The sequence below is a fragment of the Nocardia fodinahabitans genome (assembly GCF_052983615.1).
In genome coordinates this window covers 6,030,268-6,052,259 of record NZ_JBRJJC010000001.1, presented here as the reverse complement: position 1 = coordinate 6,052,259, position 21,992 = coordinate 6,030,268, and the positions used below count along the sequence as shown (strand labels likewise).

Here is a 21,992-nt window from a genome sequence, read left to right as displayed (position 1 = left end):
AGGTTTCCTCGTCGTCGCCCGGTGCCGTCACCGACGGCCTTGAACACCGTTCAAGTTATCACTCACCCGTCGGCTCCCGCGGGCCGATCGGCGATCGCCGCGGGAATGCGCGCCAGCCCGGCACGGACCCCGGCGAGCGCGGTCGCACCGAGTTCGGCCGCGATCGCCGCCTCGATCCGGCGGATGTGCTTGCCCGCCAGCGCGACCGCTCTGGCGCCCGCCGCGGTGGCCACGATCGAGCGCGCCCGGCGGCGGGCCCACACTGGCATCCCGACATCGGTGAGACCTGGACCGTCCGCGCCGGGCGCATCCGGTTCCGCGTCGACGGCACCGAGATCGTCGCCGGTCCGGGCGAGACGGTCGCGGCGCCGGCGCGGGCCGTGCACGAGTTCTGGAACGAGGCCGAGGACACCGTCATGGACCAGGTGATCCGCCCGCCGTTGCAGCACTGGGAGATGTTCGAGTTCTGGAGCGACCTGGACAACACCGGCCGGACCACCGCGAGCAGACTCCCCCGTAATCCGCTCGCGGCCTGGCCGGGCTGGCCCGGCGCACCGGCTACGCCCGGCGGCTGCTCGCCGCCACGAGCGCACCCGATGCCCGCTGACCAGGGGTGACGAAGCACCCACGCGCACCGCGCGCGGCCGGGGACCGGATTCCTCTACTGTCGTAGCATGTCGAGCCCGTACGACCGATCCGGTGAGGCGACCCCACTGGGCGTGTGGCCGGGCACCGCGTATCCGCTGGGCGCCACCTACGACGGCGCGGGCACGAATTTCTCGGTGTTCTCCGAGGTTGCCACGAGGGTGGAACTGAGCCTGATCGCCAAGGACGGCTCCGAGACCAGGGTCGAACTCGACGAGGTCGACGGATATGTCTGGCACGCTTATCTGCCCGCGATCACGCCGGGTCAGCGCTACGGGTTCCGCGTCCACGGCCCGTACGAGCCCGAGCTCGGACTGCGCTGCGATCCGAGCAAACTCCTGCTCGATCCGTACGGGAAGGCCTTCGACGGGCAGTTCGTCAACGACCCGTCGCTGTATACCTACGGCCTGGATTCGCTGGGCCACACCATGACCGGCGTGGTGATCAACCCGTTCTTCGACTGGGGGGCCGACCGGCCGCCGAACCGGCCCTACCACGAGACGGTGATCTACGAGGCGCACGTCAAGGGCATGACGATGACCCATCCCGACGTGCCGGAGGAACTGCGCGGCACGTACGCGGGCCTGGCGCATCCGGCGATCATCGGGCATCTGAAGAGCCTGGGCGTCACCGCGATCGAGCTCATGCCGGTGCACCAGTTCTTCCACGATCACGTGCTGACCGATCAGGGCCTGCGGAACTACTGGGGCTACAACAGCATCGGCTATCTCGCCCCGCACAACCAGTACTCCGCCCGCCCGCGCGGCGACGCCGCGGTCGCCGAATTCAAGGCGCTGGTGCGCGCGATGCACGCCGAGGGCATCGAGGTGATCCTCGACGTGGTGTACAACCACACCGGTGAGGGCAACCACCTCGGGCCGACGCTGAGCCTGCGCGGCATCGACAACGCCGCCTACTACCGGCTCGACGAGGCCGAGCCCGCGCACTACAAGGACTACACCGGCACCGGCAACAGCCTCAACGTGCGGCATCCGCACACCCTGCAGCTGATCATGGACTCGCTGCGCTACTGGATACTGGACATGCACGTCGACGGCTTCCGGTTCGACCTCGCCGCCACGCTGGCGCGCGAATTGCACGATGTGGACCGGCTTTCGGCGTTCTTCGACCTGGTGCACCAGGACCCGGTGGTGAGTCAGGTCAAGCTCATCGCCGAACCGTGGGATGTCGGCGAGGGTGGCTATCAGGTCGGCAACTTCCCGAGTCTGTGGACCGAGTGGAACGGCAAGTACCGCGACACCGTGCGCGACTACTGGCGCGGCGAGCCCGCGACGCTGGGCGAGTTCGCGTATCGGCTCACCGGTTCCTCGGATCTGTACGAGTCGACCGGCCGCCGCCCGAGCGCCAGCATCAACTTCGTCACCGCGCACGACGGCTTCACGCTGCGGGACCTGGTGTCCTACAACGAGAAACACAACGACGCCAACGGCGAGGGCAACCGCGACGGCGAGAGCCACAACCGGTCGTGGAACTGCGGCGTCGAGGGGCCGACCGACGATCCGGCGATCCTGGAACTGCGGGCGCGCCAGCAGCGCAACCTGCTGGCCACGCTGATCCTGAGCCAGGGCACGCCGATGCTGGCCCACGGCGACGAGATCGGGCGCACCCAGCTCGGCAACAACAATGTGTACTGCCAGGATTCGCCGCTGTCGTGGATGGACTGGACGCTGGCACGGACCAACGCCGACCTGCTGGAGTTCACCCGCTCGGCGATCACCCTGCGCACCGAGCACCCGATCTTCCGGCGTCGCCGCTTCCTGGCCGCGGGCCCGGGTGACGGCGAGGGCCGCAACCGCGAGATCGCCTGGTTCACCCCGGCGGGCGCCGAGATGGTTACCGACGACTGGCACAGCGGCTTCGGCAAGTCCCTGGCCGTGCTGCTCGACGGCGACGGGATTCCCGAGCCGGGACCGCGCGGCGAACGCATCAGCGACGACTCGTTCCTGCTGTGCTTCAATGCGCACGACGCAGCCCTCGATTTCGTGCTGCCGGGACCGGAGTTCGGTGCCGAATGGACCCTGGCCCTGGATTGTTCGACCCCCACCGGAGCGGCCGACGGGGCGTATCCCGCGGCCGCGTCGCTCCCCGTCCCCAGCCGCTGCCTGCTCGTCCTGCGCCGAACCGCCTAGCCGAAACGATGACCGAGACCTACGTGACCGATCCGCTGACCCTGCTGCACCGCGCGCCCATCCGGCCGAGCACGGTGCGCAGTACCTACCGGCTGCAACTGCGACCGGACGCGCTCACCTTCGGCGATGCCCGCGCCATCGCCGAATACCTGCAGCAGCTGGGGATCTCGCATCTGTATCTGTCCCCGATCCTGACCGCGGCGCACGGGTCGACGCACGGTTACGACGTCACCGATCCCACGACGGTGTCGGCGGCGCTGGGCGGGCCGACCGGGCTCAAGGCGCTCTCCGACGAGGTGCGCAGTCGCGGGATGGGGTTGATCGTCGACCTGGTACCCAATCACGTCGGTGTGGCCGATCCGCGGCAGAACCCGTGGTGGTGGGATGTGCTGCGCAACGGTCAGCAGTCCAAGTACGCCAAGTATTTCGACATCGACTGGAGTCCGGGCAACGGTGCGGGCGGGCGGCTCGCGCTGCCGGTGCTGCAGAGCGAGAACGACCCGGCCGCGCTGAGCGTCGACCGGTCCGGCCCGGAACCCATGCTGGCGCTGCACGATCTGCGATTCCCGATCGCGCCGGGCACCGACGGCGACCACGCGCTGCGCATCCACGACCGCCAGCACTACCGGCTGGTGAGCTGGAAGGCCGGCGTGTGCACCTATCGGCGGTTCTTCGCGGTGAGCAGCCTGGCCGCGCTCCGGCAGGAGGATCCCGAGGTCTTCGAGGCGACCCACCGCGAGCTGGCCGCCTGGTGTGAACACGATCTCATCGACGGCGTGCGGGTGGACCATCCCGACGGCCTGTCGCACCCGAGCGCCTATCTGACCCGGCTGCGCAGGCTGATCGGCCCGCAGCGGCTGCTGCTGGTGGAGAAGATCCTCGCCAACCGGGAACCGCTCGACGCGACACTGCCGGTCGACGGCACCACCGGCTACGACGCGCTCGCCGATCTCGGCGGCGTCCTGATCGATCCGGCGGGCGAGACCGCGATGACCGAGCTGTCCCAGCACGTCGCCGGGCACGGCAGCGACCGGGCCTGGTTCGGCGAGACCGAGCACCGGATCAAGCGCGCCGTCGCGGAGACCATTCTGGCGCCGGAGATCCGGCGGCTGGTCGCCGCGATCAAGCGCGACGGCAACGCGGGCAGCTTCGACACCCTCGCGGTGAGCAACGCGACGATCGAAGTGCTGGCGTTCATGCCGGTGTACCGGGTGGATTACGCGCCGCTGGCCGGGATCACCGCGGCGGTCGTCGCCGAGGTGGAGAAGCGCAATGCCGAGCTCACGGTGCCGCTGTCGGTACTGGTGACCGCGCTGTCGGTGGGTGGTGAGGCGGCGACCAGATTCTCCCAGGTGTGCGGCGCGATCACCGCGAAGTCGGTCGAGGACACCATGTTCTATCAGGGCGCGCGGCTGGTGTCGCTGCAGGAGGTGGGCGGCAATCCGGCCCGCTTCGGCCACTCCCTCAACGACTTCCACCTGTCCAACAGCGAACGCTCGCAGCGCTGGCCCGCCACCATGACGACGCTGTCGACCCACGACACCAAGCGCGGCGAAGATGTCCGCGCCCGGATCGGGGTGCTGTCGCAGGTAGCCGAGATCTGGTCGCAGCGGGTGCGGGGCTGGCTGGAGACGACGCCCGCGCCCGACGGCGCGACGGCACTGTTCCTGTTGCAGAACATGTTCGGGGTCTGGCCCGCCGACGGGCGGCCCGCGTCCTCGGTGCCGGGGTTGCGCGATCGCCTGCATCTGTTCGCGGAGAAGTCGATTCGCGAGGCGGGGACCAAGACGTCCTGGGAGGAACCGGACGCGGAGTTCGAGTCGTCGGTGCACGGCTGGCTGGACGCGGTGATCGACGGTCCGGTCGGCACGGGCATCGGCGATCTGGCCCACGAGCTGGCCCCGCACGCGTGGTCGGATGCGGTGGCGCAGAAGCTGTTACAGCTGTGCGGTCCGGGCATCCCGGACATCTATCAGGGCACCGAACTGTGGGAGGACTCCCTCGTCGACCCGGACAATCGCCGCCCGGTGAACTTCGCCGTGCGCGCCGGGTTGCTCCAATCCCTCACCGAGCCACCGACGCTGGACACCACGGGGGCGGCGAAGATGTGGGTGGTCGCCTACGCGCTGTGGTTGCGGCGGGAACGGCCGGAGTGCTTCGTCGGCGGCATGTACCGGCCGCTCTACGCGGTCGGCGAGCACGCGCAGCGGCTGGTCGCCTTCGGGCGCGGACCGGCGGGTGAGGCGCCCGAGGTGATCGTCGCGGCGACCAGGCACTCGGTCGGGCTGGCCGCCACCGGCTGGCTCGACACCACTCTGCGCCTGCCGGAAGGCAATTGGATCGACCGGCTCACCGGCACCACGTTCACGGGCAGTGTCCGGCTGGACAAGCTGTTCACCCGGTTGCCGGTGGCCCTGCTGGTGCGCTGAGCGACCTCACGGCCGGTGCGCGAGCACCGCGAACATGGTGACCGACAGGTGGAAGTCGCCGGTCGCGACGGCGCAGGACCCGGGCGATCTCGGCGGTCGCGGCGGCGGGGTCGTCGAGGTGCTGGAAGACCCGCTCGCAGCGGACCAGATCGACGGAGCCGTCCGGCAGCGGAAGCGCGGCGGCGGTGCCCTCGACGAACTCGGCGGCCGTGCCCCGGGCCCGGTCACGAGCGACCGCCAGCATGGCCGGGTTCGCGTCGACGCCGACGGCGCGCCCGTGCGGGCCCACCGGGTCGGCGAAGGCGAGAACCTCCGACCCGGTGCCGGAGCCGATGTCGAGAGCGGTGTCCCCGGCGCGCGGCGCGAGGATGTCCACGACCCAGCGCCGCATCCGGACGACGCCGGACAGCTCGGCCTGCCGGTCCAGCAGGGCCACCAGCAGATCGTCGGCCGCGCCCGCGGCGTCGGCGCGGAAGGACGGCAGCTGCTCGTCGGGAACGGCCATGCCGATGACGGTACGCCGCGCGAAACGCGCGGCCACGATGGTCGTGGCCGCGCGTTTCGAGGTCGCTGCTCAGTGGCCGGTACCGCGCAGTCCGCGGTACTGCAGTGCGGCGAAGGCGCCGACGGTGACCGCCTGCAGCACCCCCCACACCGCCCCGGCCACGGTCAGCCCGAGGGCTCCGGTGACCACGGCGACCAGGCTCGCCACGACCCAGGTCGCGTTGCCGATCGCGACCGCCGCCGCCCCGGTCCGGGACACCGGCGGCTTCCGGCCGACCACCGCGACCGCGAGGCCGTAGGCGGTGAGGAAGGCGCCGATCGCGAGTCCGGCCCGGGAGTCGAGGCCGAGCAGCCGCTCCAGCAGCGGTGCCAGGGCGAGGTAGGCGACGCCGTTGCCGGTGGTGACGACGGCGTCGAGGCGCAGCGAGAGCAGCAGTAGCGGCTCGCCCGGGGTGAGCAGGGTGGACAGGCGGGACGGGGCGGAGGCGGTGGTCATGGCGGATCTCCTTGGTTGTGCGGGGTGTCAGGCGGAGGCGGGGACTTGGTCGAGGAAGCCGTAGACACTGTCGATGCGGCCGTCGGTGAGGACGGCGACGTCGAAGCCGATCACCACGGCGTCACCGTCGGCGGGGCCGAGGCCCCAGGTGAAGCGCACCTGGTCGTGGTGGGCGTCGACTGGGCCGGCCAGGCGGAAGGTCCAGTCGGGGAACTGGGTCTGCACCCCGGCGATGGCGGCCTCGAGCTCGGCGTGGCCGGTGACGGCGACGAGCGGGTCGACGTAGCGGGCCTCGGGGGTGAACAGGCGGGTGACCGCGGCGCGGCGGGCGCCGGGTTCGCGGGTGTTCCAGGCCTCCAGGTACTGCGCGACGACGGTGTTCATCTCGACCTCCGAAATGTGCTGTGAGCTGGTGTTTCGCGGGTTGTTCCTGCGATGACACCTACGTTATGGCGCGGCGGGGGTCGGCCGAATCAGTCGTCTATAGGTACTTCTCGCCACGCGCATACCGCCGGTACCGGTACGGCGCTACCGTGGTGCGCATGCTGCACGGACGCGACACCGAACAGGCCACGATCGATGACCTGCTCACCGGGGCGCGCGCCGGACGCAGCGGCGCGCTGGTCCTGCGCGGTGAGGCCGGGATCGGCAAGACCGCCCTGCTGGATTACGCGGCGGCGCAGGGCATTCCGGCGATCCGCAGCGCCGGCATCGAGTCCGAGGCCGAATTGTCTTTCGCGGCACTGCATCTGCTGGTGCGGCCGGCGATGGAACTGGTGCGGCAGCTGCCACCACGGCAGCGCGACGCCATGGACGCCGCGTTCGGGCTGGGCGACAGCACGCCCGCGGATCTCATGCTGATCGGTCTGGCCGTGCTGACGCTGCTGGCCGAGGAAGCGGCCGAGGGACCCCTGCTGGTGCTGATCGACGACGCGCACTGGCTGGATCGGGCGACGGCCCAGACCCTGCTGTTCGCCGCGCGCCGACTCGACGCCGAGGGCGTGGTGATCCTGTTCGCCACCCGGTCCGGCCCCGACGATTTCCCCGCGCCGGGGCTGCCCGAACTGGCACTGTCCGGTTTGTGCGCCGACGCCGCCGCGGCGCTGCTCGACGCGGGCCCGACCCGGCTGTCGCCCGCGACGCGCTATCGGCTGCTCGCCGAGTCGGGCGGCAATCCCCTTGCCCTGCTGGAACTTCCGGCCGCGGCGGGGAACGCGGCGGATCCGAACCCGCTGCCGTTGACCCAGCGACTCCAGCTGGCCTTCCACGGCCGGGTCGCCCGCCTGCCCGCGGCGACCAGGACCATCCTGCTGGTCGCCGCGGCCGCGGTCGCCGAGGACCTGGCCCCGGTACTGCGCGCCGCCGCGACCCTCGGTGCGGGACTCGACGACCTGCAGCGGGCGCAGGACGCCGAGCTGGTGCGCACCGACGGGCAGGTGCTGACCTGGCGTCATCCGCTCTCCCGCGCCGCCGTCTATCAGGGTTCGGCGCTCACCGAGCGTCTGGCCGCCCACCGCGCCCTCGCCGCCGCGCTCGACGACGCCGACACCGCCGACCTGCGCGCCTGGCATCTCGCCTGCGCCGCGACCGGTCCCGACGAAGCCGCGGCCACCGCGCTGGAGCGCACCGCCGACCGGGCCAGGCGCCGCAATGGATTCCACGGCGCGGTCGCCGCCTACGACCGGGCCGCGGCGCTCAGTGCCGGCAGCGGCGCCCGGTTGCGCCGACTCGTCCTGGCCGCCGAGACCGCCACCGCGGCCGGGCTCACCGACCAGGCCGCGCGACTGGCCGAGCGCGCCGCGGCGATGGCGACCGACGACGCGATCGAGGCGCGCCTCGACGTGGTGCGCGCGCAGGCCGAATTCGCGGCGGGCAAACCGGGTTCCGCGCATCGGCGCCTGATGGCGGTGGCCGCACGGGAGACCGATCCGCGGGCCGCGGCGCGCATCGTCACCCGGGCGGTGCACACCGCCTGGTATCTCGGTCCCGCCGAGCTCGACGAGGTCGCGGCCTTGCTGGCCACGCTGCGGCTCGACGCCGACGACCCGGTCACCCCGATCGTGCGCTATCTGACCGGCTCGGTGGCCGGGCAGCGCACCGTCGAGCTGCGGGCGGCGGCGGAGGCGGCCCGCGCGAACGGCGCCGACAGTCCCGCCGACCTCGTCCAGCTGTGCGGCAGCGGGCTCGTCGTCGGCCAGGACGACCAGGTCGGCGAGCTGGCCGACGCGCTCATCGGCGAGGCCAGGGAGCAGGGCCGGATCGCGCTGCTCCCGCCCCTGCTGTTCTTCCGCTCCGAAGCCGAGCTGTTCGGTGGCCGGCCGGGCGAGAGCCGGATCGCCGCCGAGGAGGGACTGCGGATCGCCGAGGACATCGGTCAGCCGCAGTGGATCAGCCAGCTCACCGCGTTCCTGGCCTTCACGGCCGCGCTGCGCGGCGACGAGGAGTCCTGTCGCGCCTACGCCGATCGCGCGGTCGGCGAGGGCTTCGGTGGGGCGCAGGCGGTAGGCGCGCCGTGGACGCACGCGGCGCTGGCGCTGCTCGCGCTCGGGCAGGGCAGGCTGGACCAGGCGCAGGCCGAACTGGACCACATGACCGTCGAACCGGCCCGGCATCATGTCAGCGGGCTGCGCACACTGGCCGACCAGGTCGAGGTGGCGGTGCGGCTCGGCGACACCGAGCGGGCGGTCGCGGCGCAGGAACAGCTCGTGGCGTGGTCGGCGCGGGCCGGTCAGGAGTGGATCGCGGCGCTGGCCGCCAGGGGCGCCGCGATCCTCGCCGAGGGTGCCGATGCCGAGCGGCACTTCCTCGCCGCGCTGGCGGCCCAGCGCCCGTTCGACGAGGCCCGCACCCGGCTGCTCTACGGCGAATGGCTGCGACGCGACAAACGCAAGCTCGACGCGCGGACCCAGCTGGAACAGGCCCTCGACCTGTTCGACCGGCTCGACGCCGCGCCGTGGCGGGAACGCACCCGTACCGAACTCGCCGCACTCGGGGTCGGCGCCGCCGCCCGCCCGGCAGGCGGCCCGCTCAGCGTGCTCACCCCGCAGGAATCACAGATCGTGCGACTGGCGGCGCAGGGCTTGTCGAACCGGGAGATCGCGGCGCGGTTGTTCCTGAGTCACCGCACGGTCGGGCACCACCTGTACAAGGCGTATCCGAAATTGGGGGTGCTCTCCCGCGGGGAGCTGCGCGAGCTCGACCTAGCGGAGTGAGTGCGCCCTGGCGGCGCCGACCGACCAGCGCAGCGCGGCGACGGCGGCCGCGGCGAGCACGGCGGACTGTGCCGAACCGAGGATCAGCAGCAGCAGGGCACCGACGACGAGCCCGGCGACCAGCGCCTCGAGCTTGTAGACCGGCCACGCACTGCCCGCGATGTCGACCGTCGCGGAGGCTGCCGATGGGGTGACCACTGCCATGCACACAGGATAGACGGACATCGAAGTTCGGACCACCGAACTTTCCTGGGCGGCCCTGTCGGGAACATCACATCGCCACCGATCGTTGTGCAGGTCATGCCACTGACTGGAGAGTACGCACCGAGCACTTCGGACTGGGCTCGGACCCAGGCCGAGACCTACGAGAACTCCGGCGGAGCCGAAGGCACCTCGCTGCAGGGCAAGCCCGTCATCCTGCTGACCACCAAGGGCGCCAAGACCGGCAAGCTCCGCAAGACCCCGCTGATGCGCGTCGAGCACGACGGCGAGTACGCCGTCGTCGCCTCGCTGGGCGGCGCGCCCAAGCACCCGGTCTGGTATTTCAACATCAAGGCCGAGCCGCATGTCGAACTGCGCGACGGCACCGCCACCAAGGACTACACCGCTCGCGAGGTCTTCGGCGACGAGAAGGCGCTGTGGTGGGAACGCGCGGTCGCGGTGTGGCCGGACTACGCCGAGTACCAGAAGCAGACCGATCGCCAGATCCCCGTCTTCGTCCTCACTCCACGCTGACACCGCGTCGCCGGGCCCGTCACCGCGACGGGCCCGGCGACGGGAGGCGCGCTCTCGAGGCGCCAGACCCGCCTCGGTAGCATTTACCGGGTGTCCCCCATCGCTGACGTCGCCGAAGTGTCCGTAACCCGTCCGCCGCTGACCGCGGACGAGATCGACGCCGCCGCCAAGCGAATTTCCGACATCATCGAGCCGACACCGCTGCAGTACTCCGCGCGGCTGTCGGCGAGCACCGGTGCGCAGGTCTACCTCAAGCGCGAAGACCTCACCGCGGTGCGCTCGTACAAGCTGCGCGGCGCCTACAACCTGATGGTCCAGCTCACCGCCGCCGAGCGCGCGGCCGGTGTGGTAGCGGCCAGCGCGGGCAATCACGCCCAGGGCGTGGCCTTCGCCTGTCAGGCCATGGGCGTGCGCGGGCGCATCTACGTGCCGACCACCACTCCGAAGCAGAAGCGCGATCGCATCCGCGTGCACGGCGGCGAGTTCGTCGAACTGATCGCCATCGGCGAGACCTACGACGCGGCCGCCGCGGCCGCCGCCGACGATGTTGCCCGCACCGGCGCGACCATGGTGCCGCCGTTCGACGATCCGCGCACCGCCGCGGGCCAGGGCACCATCGCCGCCGAGTTCCTCGAGCAGCTGGGCACGGCGCCCGATCTGGTCATCGTTCCGGTCGGTGGCGGCGGCTGCCTCGCCGGCATCGGCACCTATCTGCGCGAACGCGCGCCGCAGGCCGGTCTGCTCGGCGTCGAGCCCGCGGGCGCGGCCTCGATGACCGCCGCGCTGGTGGCCGGCAGCCCGGTGACGCTGCCCGAGATCGACCCGTTCGTCGACGGCGCCGCCGTGCGCCGCATCGGCGAACTGCCGTATCAGGCGGCGTCCTCGTTCGGCGGCCGGGTGGTCTCGCACGCTTCGCTGCCGCTGCTCACCACCACCGAATCCCCCACCGGCACAGCCTCTTTCCGGATGATGCAGGTCGACGAGGGCGCGATCTGCACCGCGATGCTCGACCTGTACCAGAACGAGGGCATCATCGCCGAGCCCGCGGGCGCGCTGGCCACCGCGGCGCTGGCCGAGATCGAGATCGAGCCCGGCTCGACGGTGGTCGTGCTGGTCTCCGGCGGCAACAACGATGTCTCCCGCTACGGCGAGATCATCGAGCGCTCGCTGGTGCACCGGGGCCTCAAGCACTACTTCCTCGTCGACTTCCCGCAGGAACCCGGTGCGCTGCGCCGCTTCCTCGACGACGTGCTCGGCCCCGACGACGACATCACCATGTTCGAGTACGTCAAGCGCAACAACCGGGAGACCGGGGCGGCACTGGTCGGTATCGAGCTCGGCGCCACCGACGATCTGGCGTCGCTGCTGCATCGCATCGAGGAGTCCCCGATCCAGGCCGAGCGCCTGGAACCGGGTTCTCCCGCGTACCGCTACCTCACCTAGACGAGGCTCGACAGCCCCGGACTACGCCGCGGCGCGGTCCGGGCGCTGCGCGGCCGAGCGGGACGCGCGCGCGCCCGCCACGGCCAGCGGTAGCAGCCAGCCCATGGCGAGCTGGTCGTAGGGCAGCAGTCCCTGGTCGAGGCGGTTGTGCACGAAGGCGACCGAGAGTCCCGACTGCGGGTCGACCCAGCCGAAGGACCCGCCGAGCCCGATGTGGCCGAAGGCGTTGCGCGCGCCGGGCACCGGCATCGAGTGGTAGCCGAGGTGCCACATCATCGGGAAGTAGAACAGGGCGTGGTCGAGGCGGTAGGTCTGCACGCGCCGGATCGACCGGTGGGTGCCCGGCGCCAGGAACGGCCTGCCGTCGACGGTGAGCCCGTCGGCCAGCGCGGAGTACATCCTGGCCAGCCCCGACGCGGTGCACACGCCGTTGCCCGCGGGCATCTCGGAGTCGAGGATCGCCGGGTCGTCGCCGTCGAGGATGCTGTCCAGACCGGGAACGAACAGGCAGCGGGCCGCCGCGCCGAGCGGGCCGGGGATCCGCTGGCCGATCCGGTCGAGGAATCCGGCGGCGATCGGGTGGCCCGCCACGCTCAGGTGCGTGCCGGCCAGCCGCGCGTACTCGGTCGATGAACCGGCGGCCGGGCGGCCCAGGTGGATGCCGTCGATGCCGAGCGGATCGGTGACCTCGCTGCGGATGAGCTCGCTCATGCTCTGCCCGGTGGCGGCCCTGGCCAACCCGGCCAGCAGCCAGCCGTAGGTCAGCGCGTGGTAGGTCGGGATGCCGCGCAGCCGGTCGGGGGCGGCCAGCGCGAGCCGGTCCTCCATGAGTTCGTGATCGAGGGACTCGGCGGCGGTGGCGGCGACGGCGGGCAACGAGGACAGGCCGGCGCGGTGGGTGAGCACGTCGGCGACGGTGATCTTGCCCTTGCCGCGCGCGGCGAATCGCGGCCAGTATTCGGCGACCGGCGCCTGGTAGTCGATCAGGCCGCGATCGGCGAGCCGGTGGATGACGGTGGCGGCGACACCTTTGGTCGCGGAGAACACGATGGGCGCGGTATCCGCGGTCCACGGCCGGTCCCCCGCGCTACCGGTCCACAGATGGGCCAGGGGTTCGCCGTGCCGATAGATCGCGATGGCGCCGCCCGCGGCGCGGCGACGGCCGATCAGGGTGGCGAAGGCGCGCACCAGCGGACCGAATCCGGCCGCGGCGTAACCGCCCACACCGGCCGGAAGGGCAGCACTGTCCTGCCCGTAAGCGTCGTTGCTCATCGCTCAACAGTACGGACGTCCGTTCGCCAGAGCAACGGTCGGCTGCGGATTGTAGCCGAGCCGTGCCCTGACCGCATCACTGCGTGACCACGGCCCCCGCGCCCTCACTCTCCTCCAGGACGGCGAAGCTGTGTCCCGAAATGAGCGTTCCCGCACCGGATTCGGTAGCGGGCGCCCAGGCCAGCAGGACCCGCCCGTGCACCGGGATCACGGCCTCGTCCTCGGACAGGTTGCACACCACCGAGATCCGGCCGCGCCGCAGCACGAACCAGCGATCCGCCTCGTCGTAGTCGGCCCAGACCCGTTCCAGCCAGGGGTCGGTGAACTCGGACCTGGAACTGCGCAGGGCGAGCAGGGCGCGATAGCAGGCGAGCAGCCGCGCGTGCGGTTCGCGCGTCGGTTCGGTCCAGTCCAGCTTGGAACGGGTGAAGGTGTCCGGGTCCTGCGGGTCCGGTACCTCGTCGGTGGCCCAGCCGTGCTCGGCGAACTCGGCCCGGCGTCCGGTCGCGGTGGCCGCGGCGACGACCGGGTCGGTGTGCGAGGTGAAGAACTGGAACGGGGTCTGCGCACCCCATTCCTCGCCCATGAAGAGCATCGGTGTGCTCGCCGAGAGCAGCACCAGCGCCGCCTTCACCGCGAGCTGACCCGGGGTGAGGTAGGCGCTCGGGCGGTCGCCGACGGCCCGGTTGCCGATCTGGTCGTGGGTGCAGGTGTAGCCGAGCAGGGCACTGCCGGGAATCAGGTCGCGCGGGATCGGCGTGCCGTGGGTGCGGCCACGGAAGCTGGAATACGTCGCGGCGTGGAAGAACCCGTGCGTGAGGGTCTGCGCGAGACAGGCCAGGGAGCCGAAATCGGCGTAGTAGCCCTGCCGTTCGCCGGAAACGGCCGTGTGCACCGCGTGGTGCAGGTCGTCGTTCCACTGGCCGGTCAGTCCGTAGCCACCTGCCGCGCGGGGCGTGATCAGGCGGGGATCGTTGAGGTCGCTCTCGGCGATCAGGCTCAGCGGGCGGCCCAGATGCGCTGACAGCGCGGTGGTTTCGACGACGAGTTCTTCGAGCAGGTGGGTCGCGGTGCGGTCGACCAGTGCGTGCACGGCGTCGATGCGCAGCGCGTCGATGTGGAAGTCGCGCAGCCAGCGCAGGGCGTTGTCGATGATGTGGCGGCGGACGGCGTCGGAACCGGGACCGTCCAGGTTCAGGCTCTGGCCCCAGGTGTTGTGGCCCGAGGCGAGGTAGGGGCCGAAGCGGGGCAGGTAGTTCCCGGAGGGGCCGAGATGGTTGTAGACCACGTCCAGGCAGACCGCCAGGCCGCGCGCGTGGCACGCGTCGACGAAGCGTTGCAGGCCGTCGGGACCGCCGTAGCTCTCCTGCACCGCGTACCAGAGCACGCCGTCGTAGCCCCAGTTGTGGGTGCCGTCGAAGGCGTTGACCGGCATCAGCTCGACCGTGGTGACGCCGAGGGCGACCAGGTGATCGAGCCGGTCGATCGCCGCGTCGAAGGTGCCGTCCGGAGTGAAGGTGCCGATGTGCAGTTCGTAGAACACCGAACCGGCCAGCTGCCGGCCGGTCCAGTTCTGGTCGGTCCAGACCGCCGGGTCCAGGTCGTGCACGGCGGAGGGTTCGTGCACGCCGTCGGGCTGGCGCGGCGAGCGCGGGTCGGGCAGTACCGTCGGATCGTCGTCGATCAGGAACCCGTAGCGAGCACCCTGACCTGCATCGACGGTGACCGACCAGCGCCCGCCCCCATTGCGCCGCATCGCGTGTGTCACCCCGTCCAGTTGCAGCCGCACCGCCCCCGCCGCCGGCGCCCACACCCGAAACTGCCTCATGGCCCCAGCATCGCATGCGCGCGGTCATCGGGCAGGGCGACCGGCGCCACCGCGCTGCCCTCCCCGGCGCGGCGGACATTTCGACCTGGCGGCCCCGCGATGGACCGGCGGGCACAGCTGCGTCGGAGCCGACCGGGGATTTCGGGTGGCGCGCCGCAGGAGTAAACGGGTCAACCGTGGGCCACGACGCCGACCGGTCCTGCGCCGAAGCACAACTCGAGGTCGGGGGTGAGTGCGCGGACACGCAGGGCGGTGCCGCCACCGAGCAGGCGGAGGTAGACCGGGTGCAGGCCAGCCCTGACCTCGGCGACGGTTTCGGCGGCGCCCTCGAACGAGACGGCGATCGTGCCGTCGCGGTCGGCCAGGTAGTTCAGCTGGGCGGTCCACTCACGGATCTGCATCGGTCCGTCCAAGGGCAGCCGGACCGCCTGGCCGGGCGTCATCCGGTAACCGCACCCGGGTTCCGGGGCGGGCACGATCGAGCGGTTCCACCACACCTGGGCGTCGACGAGTTCGCCGTCGTCGGTGAACATCCGCAGGTGCGGTGTCGACCGGGCGAAAGTGTCCGGACCCGCGAGCGGGGCGAACACCCGGTCGGTCATGTTCTGGGGGAAGGCCAGGGGGTTCAGTACATTCCACGGGACCTCCTGCGGCAGCAGCGGCGCGTCCGTACCCGGGAGTGCGGCGCGCACCCCGGTGACGTAGGCGCGGGCCGGGCTCGGCTCCCAGGAGTGGGTGAAGGTGATGGTCGAATACACGCTGCTCACGACGAAGAGCACGGTCGCCGCCACGGTCATGACCGCCCGCACCGCAAGACCCCGCACCACGAGCCCGCCACCGCGCGGAATTCCCCAGCCGTCATCCGCCGCACCGCCGGGCAAGTCCTCCCTGCCGTCGACACGAACGCCATCGGCCGCCGGGGTGCCGGTTCGCCTACCGCGAGGCACGCGGTGCGAGGCAGTGATGATCAGGGCGAGTCCCACACAGGCGATGACGGCGACATCCGCGAAGTACCGCATGGACTGCAGGAGCAGCGCCGCGGTGCCCGGACCATCACGCAGCACCACGACGGGCGCGACAGTCGACACAACGTACGCGGCGGCGCACACCCAGACCGCACCGACCCGGACGCGCGTGCGGATCGTCCACGCCGCGAACAGGATCAGCCCCACCCAGCACAGCGCGACAGCGAGGCCGGGCGGAGCGGCCCACGGGGTGGCCGGCTGCCAGCGCTCCCACCGCCACGGTCCCCCGAACAGGGCGGGTACCAGGCCGTCCGAGAGTGCCTGGCGCAGCAGCGCGGTGGGCTGTTCGGGCCGGGAAAGTCCGCGCGGACGCTGGATGACCAGCAGAAAGAAGGCCGACCACGCCAGCAGTACCGCGCCCGCGGCCGTCCACAGGGCGGCGCCGCGCCGGGCAGCCGCGCGCACCGATTCGCCGGACACGGAGGCCGACAGCGCCACCACCGCGAACGCGACCGGCAGCACCACCACCGCCTTCTCGAAGCACAGCAGCGCCACCGCGGCCACCGCCGCGCCCGACACCGCGTACCGCCTGCGCCCTGTCCGCACGAGCCGGATCGCGTCCGCGCTCACCCAGGCGAGCGCGATCTGCAGCGGCAGCGCGTTCACCGCGGCCGACCACCAGGCGAAGGCGGGCACCGTCAACGGCACGAACAGGTAGAAGGTCAACGGCACCAGCAGGCGCGGCCCGGTCCCGAGCAACACGACGAGCAGCCGCAGCACCGCGAGCGAGGCGAGCAGCTGTAGGAGGACCAGGACAGCCGCCGCCGCACCCCACTGGAAGGGCGCCACCGCGGTCACCACCCAGGTCAGCACGAACGCCAATGGCATCACGTGTCCGTCGTGGCTGGTGAACAACAACTCGGCCGACCACAGCGGATGCCGCCCCACTTCGCCGATCAGGATGAAGTCGTCCCAGTAGAAGAACCCCGACGCCGCGACCCAGCCGCGCAGAACCAGCTGGGCCACGATCAGCCCGGCCGCGACGAGCAGTACGGCCCGCGGCGGCACCCGCGGGCGCGGCCGCGCGGGCCTCGCGGGTCGTGGTGGCGAATCGAGCCGAGTCGCTGACGTCACGTCTCTCGACGCTAGCCCGTCGCCCGCCGGGTTTCGATCAGCACCCGCCGAGGCATCACGATCAGCGACACCGGGATCACCGCGCGACCGGCTCAGCCCAGGCAGCCGGGACCGAGCAGTGCCTTCAGATCCCCCATCAATGCCGAGGACGGGCTCACCCGCCAGCTGTCGTCGAGCTTGAGCAGGGTGGTCTTCTCTCTGGCGCCGACGTGGCGGACATGCACGTCGGAGGTGCCGGGATGGCGCGAGAGCACCTTCTTTAGCTCACCGATCTTGTCCGGGGTGCACATCCTGGTCGTCATGACCACGGCCACCGGCTTGGCCACCCCGATCGCCGAAAGATCGGGCACGACAAGGTCGTTGGCGATCAGCGAGATGCGGTCGTCACGCACCGACACGCGCGCCTTGACCAGTACCACGGCGTCCTCGACCACGTCCATGCCGTAGACCGAGTACGACTGCGGGAAGAACAGCACCTCCACGCCACCGGTGAGGTCCTCGAGCTGCGCGGAAGCCCAGGCCAGGCCGTTCTTGTTGATGCGCCGGTTCACCGAGGCGAGGATGCCGCCGATGGTGACCTGCGCGCCGTCCTTGACGTCGCCTTCCAGGATCGCCGGGATGGGGGTGTCGACCTGGGCGGCCAGCACGTGCTCGACGCCGTTGAGCGGGTGCCCGGAGACGTAGAGGCCCAGCATCTCTCGCTCCAGGGCGAGCTTGTGCTTGGTCTCCCATTCGTCCTCGGGGACCTTCACGTTGAACACCGAGGCGACCGAGTCGTCACCGTCGTCCAGACCGCCGAACAGGTCGAACTGGCCGATCGCCTCGGCCTTCTTCGTCGACATCACCGCGTCGATCGCATCGGAGTGGATCAGCAGCAGGCCCTTGCGCGGATGCCCGAGCGAGTCGAAACCGCCCGCCTTGATGAGCGATTCGGTGACCTTCTTGGAGCAGGCGATCGCGTCGATCTTGTTCAGGTAGTCGGAGAAGTCGGTGAACTTCGACTTCTCCTTGCGCGCGGCGATGATCGAGGACACCACGTTGGCGCCGACGTTGCGGACCGCGCCCAGACCGAAGCGGATGTCCTTGCCGACCGAGGCGAAGTTCTGCTCGGACTCGTTGACATCCGGCGGCAGCACCGTGATGCCCATCTTGCGGCAGTCCGACAGGTAGATCGCGGCCTTGTCCTTGTCGTCACCGACGGAGGTGAGCAGCCCGGCCATGTACTCGGCCGGGTAGTTGGCCTTGAGGTAGGCGGTCCAGAAGGAGACCAGGCCGTAGCCGGCGGCGTGCGACTTGTTGAACGCGTAGCCGAGCGAACGGGAGGATGGTGTCCCACAGCGCCTTGATCGCGGGCTCGGAGAAGTCGTTGGCGAGCATGCCCTCGCGGAAGCCCGCGTAGGCCTCCTCCAGCACCGAGAGCTTCTTCTTACCCATGGCGCGGCGCAGAATATCGGCCTGGCCGAGGGAGTACCCGGCGACCTTCTGCGCGATCTGCATGATCTGTTCCTGATAGACGATCAGGCCGAAGGTGTCGGCCAGGATCTCTTTCAGCGGCTCTTCGAGCTCGGGGTGGATCGGTTTGACCTCTTGGCGCCCGTTCTTGCGGTCGGCGTAGTCGTTGTGGGCGTTCATGCCCATCGGGCCGGGGCGATACAGCGCGAGGACGGCGACGATGTCCTCGAAGCCGGTGGGCTGCATGCGGCGCAGCAGATCGCGCATGGCACTGCCGTCGAGCTGGAACACACCGAGCGTGTCGCCGCGGGCGAGCAGTTCGTAGGTGGCCGGGTCGTTGAGCGGCAGGTGATCCATGTCGAGATCGATGCCGCGGTTGGCCTTGATGTTCTCCAGGGCGTCACCGATGACGGTGAGGTTGCGCAGACCCAGGAAGTCCATCTTCAGCAGACCGATGGCCTCACACGACGGATAGTCCCAGCCGGTGATGATCGCACCGTCCTGCGCCCGCTTCCACACCGGGATCGCGTCGGTGAGCGGTTCCGACGACATGATGACCGCGCAGGCGTGCACGCCCGCGTTGCGGATCAGGCCCTCCAGGCCGCGCGCGGTCTCGTAGATCTTGGCGACATCGGGATTGGAGCCGATGAGCTCGCGGACCTCGGCCGCTTCCTTGTAGCGCTCGTGGTCCGGATCGGTGATGCCCGAGACCGAGATGTCCTTGGCCATGATCGGCGGCGGCAGCGCCTTGGTGATCTGGTCGGCGATGGCGAAACCGGGCTGGCCGAACAGGACTCGCGCGGAGTCCTTGATCGCGGCCTTGGTCTTGATGGTGCCGAAGGTGATCACCTGGGCGACCCGGTCGCTGCCCCACTTCTCGGTGGCGTAGCGGACCATCTCACCGCGGCGGCGATCGTCGAAGTCGATATCGATATCGGGCATCGACACGCGCTCGGGGTTGAGGAATCGCTCGAACAGCAGGCCGTGCGGGATCGGGTCGATATTGGTGATGCCCATCGCGTAGGCGACCAGCGAGCCCGCGGCCGAACCACGGCCGGGACCGACGCGGATGCCGACGTCGAGGGCGTGGCGGATCAGGTCACCGACGACGAGGAAGTAGGCGGGGAAACCCATTTCGCAGATGACGCCGAGCTCGTAGTCGGCGCGGGCGAGGTAGTCCTGCGGCGGGCCGTCGGGGAACCGGCGATCCAGTCCGTCGAGGACTTCCTTGCGCAGCCAGCTGGCCTGGGTGTGACCTTCGGGCACCGGGAAGACCGGCATCCGGTCGCGGTGGGCCCACACGTCGTCGTAGGACTGCACGCGTTCGCCGATGAGTTCGGTGTTGTCGCAGGCGCCGGGGACTTCCGCGTCCCAGATGGCGCGCATCTCCGCGGCCGACTTCAGGTAGTAGCCGTCACCGTCGAACTTGAAGCGGGTCGGGTCCGAGAGCGTCTTGCCGGTCTGGATGCACAGCAGCGCTTCGTGATTGGTCGACTGATCCTTGGTGACGTAATGGCAGTCGTTGGTGGCGATCGGCGGGATGTCGAGCTGCTTGCTGACATTGATCAGGCCCTCGCGGACCCGGCGCTCGATCGACAGACCGTGGTCCATCACCTCCAGGAAGAAGTTCTCCTTGCCGAAGATCTCCTGCCACTTCGCGGCGGCCTCGAGCGCCTCGCGTTCGTGACCGAGGCGCAGCCGGGTCTGCACCTCACCCGACGGGCAGCCCGTCGTGGCGATGATGCCCTCCGCGTACTGCGCGATGATCTCCTCGTCCATGCGCGCCCACTTGCCCAGCTGGCCCTCGATGGAGGCCAGGCTCGACAGTTTGAACAGGTTGCGCAGGCCGGTGGCGTTCTCGGCCACCATCGTCATATGGGTGTAGGCACCCGAACCCGAGACGTCGTCGCTCTTCTGCCCCGGATCGCCCCACTGCACACGCTTGGTGTCGAACCGCGAACCCGGCGCGATGTAGGCCTCGATGCCGATGATCGGCTTGATGCCGGCCTTCTTGGCACTGTTGTAGAACTCCGAGGCGCCGTACATATTGCCGTGGTCGGTCATGCCGACGGCGGTCATGCCCAGCCGTTCCGCCTCCGCGAACAGCGGCGAAATCTTCGCCGCACCATCGAGCATGGAGTACTCGGTGTGGTTGTGCAGGTGAACGAACGACCCGGACGACACGGTCAAGATGTCCTTTCGATTGCGGCACTCTCAACACCGCCGTAGCGGCGTTGAGAGTCTAGCTGGGGTTCTCCATCCTCCTTGCGCACTGTTCCAGCAGCCACCGACATACTTACATTTCCGCAGTTCAGAGGGCTATACATAGCCAATGGACTGCTAAAGGCGTCCTAGCTCAGGCCTGCCCCGAAGTCACCTTGGCGTCCTGTCGCTGGTCTGCCCCGGCGGTCATAATCGGCGGATGCCAGCCCTGCTGGCAGCGGATGTCCGGCGTCGTCGGACAGTCATGTTCTCAACGTGGCAATGGATCGATCGCGGTATGCAAAGGAGGGAGTTCGCGGTGACGACCAATGCAGTGGTGCTGGTGTGTGTGGTGGTCGTGCTGGTTGGCGCCGGGCTGGTGTGGCGGCGGACCCAGCGGGTGGTGACCACGCCTGCGCAGCGGGCGGTTCATCAGGCCTTGCATACCGCGTCGCTGGCGGCGGTGCCGTTGCGGCGGGGGCTGAGCGAGGAGGCGGCCGGGGCGGCGGCGCCGCATCTGCGGGCGCTGGCCGGGGCCGAGGCGTTGGGGGTCGTGGATGCCGACGCGACGTTGCTGGCCTGGGACGGGCCGCACACGGAGATGGTCGAGGTGTTCGCCGAGGCGGCGCGCCGGGCGATCGCCGAGGCGCGGGCCGTGCTGGTCACCGGGGACGAGCATTCGCTCATCGCGCAGCCGCTGCTGATCGACACCGGGGCGGCGGTGGGGGCGCTCGGGATGGTGACGACGGGGAAGCCGGGGCCGGGGATGCTGGGGGCGGCCGGCGAGGTGGCCCGGTATGCCTGCGGGCAGTTGGAACTGGCCGAGCTGGACGCCTCCAGGGCCCGGGTCGACCGGGCCGAACTGCGGGCGTTGCGGGCGCAGATCAGTCCGCATTTCATCTACAACGCGCTCAACACGATCGCCTCGTTCGTCCGCACCGATCCGGATCGCGCGCGCGAACTCATTCTCGAGTTCGCCGACTTCACCCGCTATTCCTTCCGCGCCACCGGCGAATTCACCGTCCTCGCCGACGAACTGCGCAATATCGAGCGCTATCTCGCCCTCGAACAGGCGCGCTTCGGCGATGCCCTGGACGTGCGCCTGCAGATCGCGCCGGAGGTACTCGGCGTGGTGCTGCCGTTCCTCGCCCTGCAGCCGCTGGTGGAGAACGCGGTGCGGCACGGGCTCGGCGGCGGCGGGCGCGGCGGCCAGCTCAGCATCGTCGCCACCGACGCGGGCACCGACTGCCTGATCAGCGTCGAGGACGACGGCATCGGCATGGACCCCGACCTCCTGCGCTCCGGCGCCCTCGACGCCGTCGACACCGGCACCGGCCCCGCCCGCACCGGCGAAGCCGCCCACGTCGGCCTCGCCAACGTCGACGACCGCCTCCGCGCCGCCTTCGGCAACGACTACGGTCTGGTCGTGGACACCGCCCCCGGCGCAGGCACGAAAGTCAGCATGCGTGTCCCGAAATTCCGCCCGGGAATCCGCGCCTGACCCATGACAGTCCGATGCCGGGAA

At 70.5% G+C, this 21,992-nt stretch carries 15 protein-coding genes and 2 pseudogenes; 8 read left to right on the top strand and 9 right to left on the bottom strand.

Annotation, left to right across the window (positions count from 1 at the left end):
* Positions 1-62: 62 nt before the first annotated feature.
* Positions 63-269: a hypothetical protein gene (locus NV348_RS28420; protein ID WP_447151232.1), complete on the bottom strand. Its 207-nt coding sequence runs from the start codon at positions 267-269 to the stop codon at positions 63-65.
* A gap of 6 nt (positions 270-275) precedes the next feature.
* Here NV348_RS28420 and NV348_RS28415 point away from each other — a divergent pair.
* The 4 genes and pseudogenes from NV348_RS28415 to treY all read left to right on the top strand — a co-directional run.
* Positions 276-353 (top strand): annotated as a pseudogene (locus NV348_RS28415) (cupin domain-containing protein); the annotation flags it as partial.
* A gap of 27 nt (positions 354-380) precedes the next feature.
* Positions 381-617 carry a hypothetical protein gene (locus NV348_RS28410; protein WP_447151231.1) on the top strand — a complete coding sequence of 79 codons (237 nt, stop codon included), beginning with the start codon at positions 381-383 and terminating at the stop codon, positions 615-617.
* Between the two features lie 57 nt (positions 618-674).
* Positions 675-2,795 (top strand): glycogen debranching protein GlgX, encoded by a 2,121-nt coding sequence (gene glgX, locus NV348_RS28405; protein ID WP_447149596.1) that lies wholly within the window; start codon positions 675-677, stop codon positions 2,793-2,795.
* Positions 2,796-2,803: 8 nt separating this feature from the next.
* A complete protein-coding gene (treY, locus tag NV348_RS28400) occupies positions 2,804-5,224 on the top strand; it encodes a malto-oligosyltrehalose synthase (protein WP_447149595.1) in 2,421 nt (806 codons plus the stop codon).
* Here the strand turns inward: treY and NV348_RS28395 are convergent.
* From NV348_RS28395 to NV348_RS28385, 3 genes are all read right to left on the bottom strand, one after another.
* Positions 5,190-5,729 (bottom strand): methyltransferase domain-containing protein, encoded by a 540-nt coding sequence (locus NV348_RS28395; protein WP_447149594.1) that lies wholly within the window; start codon positions 5,727-5,729, stop codon positions 5,190-5,192. The two genes, treY and NV348_RS28395, sit on opposite strands and share 35 nt — an antisense overlap.
* A gap of 69 nt (positions 5,730-5,798) precedes the next feature.
* Positions 5,799-6,224: a hypothetical protein gene (locus NV348_RS28390; RefSeq protein WP_447149593.1), complete on the bottom strand. Its 426-nt coding sequence runs from the start codon at positions 6,222-6,224 to the stop codon at positions 5,799-5,801.
* A gap of 27 nt (positions 6,225-6,251) precedes the next feature.
* Entirely contained in the window at positions 6,252-6,608 is a 357-nt protein-coding gene (locus tag NV348_RS28385) for a nuclear transport factor 2 family protein (protein WP_447149592.1), read from the bottom strand.
* Between the two features lie 158 nt (positions 6,609-6,766).
* On the opposite strand from NV348_RS28385, the gene NV348_RS28380 reads away from it, so the two are divergent.
* Positions 6,767-9,436 carry an AAA family ATPase gene (locus tag NV348_RS28380; protein ID WP_447149591.1) on the top strand — a complete coding sequence of 890 codons (2,670 nt, stop codon included), beginning with the start codon at positions 6,767-6,769 and terminating at the stop codon, positions 9,434-9,436.
* Here the strand turns inward: NV348_RS28380 and NV348_RS28375 are convergent.
* The gene (locus NV348_RS28375; protein WP_189034831.1) at positions 9,425-9,640 is read right to left on the bottom strand and encodes a hypothetical protein; all 216 of its coding nucleotides are present in this window, start codon (positions 9,638-9,640) and stop codon (positions 9,425-9,427) included. The genes NV348_RS28380 and NV348_RS28375 overlap by 12 nt on opposite strands.
* Before the next feature lie 96 nt (positions 9,641-9,736).
* Between NV348_RS28375 and NV348_RS28370 the strand changes: the two genes are divergently transcribed.
* Together NV348_RS28370 and ilvA are read left to right on the top strand one after the other, a co-directional pair.
* Positions 9,737-10,171: a nitroreductase family deazaflavin-dependent oxidoreductase gene (locus NV348_RS28370; RefSeq protein WP_447149590.1), complete on the top strand. Its 435-nt coding sequence runs from the start codon at positions 9,737-9,739 to the stop codon at positions 10,169-10,171.
* 90 nt (positions 10,172-10,261) lie between these two features.
* Entirely contained in the window at positions 10,262-11,614 is a 1,353-nt protein-coding gene (gene ilvA, locus NV348_RS28365) for a threonine ammonia-lyase IlvA (RefSeq protein ID WP_447149589.1), read from the top strand.
* A gap of 21 nt (positions 11,615-11,635) precedes the next feature.
* Here ilvA and NV348_RS28360 read toward each other — a convergent pair whose 3' ends face one another.
* From NV348_RS28360 to dnaE, 4 genes and pseudogenes are all read right to left on the bottom strand, one after another.
* The gene (locus NV348_RS28360) at positions 11,636-12,886 is read right to left on the bottom strand and encodes a serine hydrolase domain-containing protein (RefSeq protein ID WP_447149588.1); all 1,251 of its coding nucleotides are present in this window, start codon (positions 12,884-12,886) and stop codon (positions 11,636-11,638) included.
* A 76-nt stretch (positions 12,887-12,962) separates the two neighbouring features.
* Positions 12,963-14,714: a malto-oligosyltrehalose trehalohydrolase gene (gene treZ, locus NV348_RS28355; RefSeq protein ID WP_447149587.1), complete on the bottom strand. Its 1,752-nt coding sequence runs from the start codon at positions 14,712-14,714 to the stop codon at positions 12,963-12,965.
* A gap of 170 nt (positions 14,715-14,884) precedes the next feature.
* On the bottom strand, positions 14,885-16,813 hold the full coding sequence (locus tag NV348_RS28350; RefSeq protein WP_447149586.1) for a hypothetical protein: 1,929 nt from the start codon (positions 16,811-16,813) through the stop codon (positions 14,885-14,887).
* Between the two features lie 92 nt (positions 16,814-16,905).
* Positions 16,906-20,401: pseudogene (dnaE, locus tag NV348_RS28345) on the bottom strand (DNA polymerase III subunit alpha).
* A 364-nt stretch (positions 20,402-20,765) separates the two neighbouring features.
* On the opposite strand from dnaE, the gene NV348_RS28340 reads away from it, so the two are divergent.
* Entirely contained in the window at positions 20,766-21,968 is a 1,203-nt protein-coding gene (locus tag NV348_RS28340; protein ID WP_447149585.1) for a sensor histidine kinase, read from the top strand.
* The last annotated feature ends 24 nt before the right edge of the window (positions 21,969-21,992 follow it).